Origin of the sequence: Herbiconiux daphne (assembly GCF_024979295.1) — a bacterium.
GTDB lineage: Bacteria > Actinomycetota > Actinomycetes > Actinomycetales > Microbacteriaceae > Herbiconiux > Herbiconiux daphnes.
Genome location: NZ_JANLCJ010000515.1, coordinates 1 through 624, shown reverse-complemented (window position 1 = coordinate 624; position 624 = coordinate 1). Strand labels below are relative to the sequence as shown.

Here is a 624-nt window from a genome sequence, read left to right as displayed (position 1 = left end):
AAAAAAGGGCAGACCAAATTAATGATCTGCCCTTGTGTGTTACCTGTTACAATAACTATTTGTTATCTTCTGGAGGGATGCCGAATACAAGCCCTCTGGACGGCGTAGGCGCATCGGTAATTGCTAGCTTACCGTAGACACAATCAGCACCCTGCGCAACCTTATTAAAGCCCGTAGGTTGCTTACTGCCGCCTTTCACCTTCTCTTTACCCTTCACCGTTAAGCAATCGGCGGGAGTCTCAAAACCTCTCTTATTAATCAAGCGACGTTTTTTCATTCGTAAGTATTTCGCTTGTGCTTCCAAGTTTGCAACACGGTTAGCCATAAATCCCCGTTTGTTATGTTGATATGAGAACAAATAATAAAGCGCCCCGTAGGACGCTTGATATTAGCTCTATTGATTAGTAGTGGAAACCGCCACCAGAACGACCGCCACCAACATGGCTATCAGCCAGGCCACCAGCAGAGCGGCTATTCTGCGCATTGCTGCCACCGTTACCAGTGCCATGCTCACTGTTATTGCTGCGATTGTTTTCGCTATGACCGCCTTTGCGAGAAGGCGCAGCAAATGCACTGTCCATCGGTACGCTGATTTGAGCGGTAGGGTTAACAGCGGCGATAGCG

General features: G+C 48.2%; 2 protein-coding genes. Both read right to left on the bottom strand.

The annotated features are described in order from the left end of the window. Nucleotides 1–55: 55 nt before the first annotated feature. Nucleotides 56–325, bottom strand: a complete 270-nt coding sequence (locus N1032_RS26175) for a hypothetical protein (RefSeq protein WP_259543562.1) — start codon at nucleotides 323–325, stop codon at nucleotides 56–58. Nucleotides 326–401: 76 nt separating this feature from the next. Next, nucleotides 402–624, bottom strand: a 223-nt coding sequence (locus N1032_RS26170; protein WP_259543561.1) for a hypothetical protein, incomplete at its 5' end; no start/stop codon positions are given.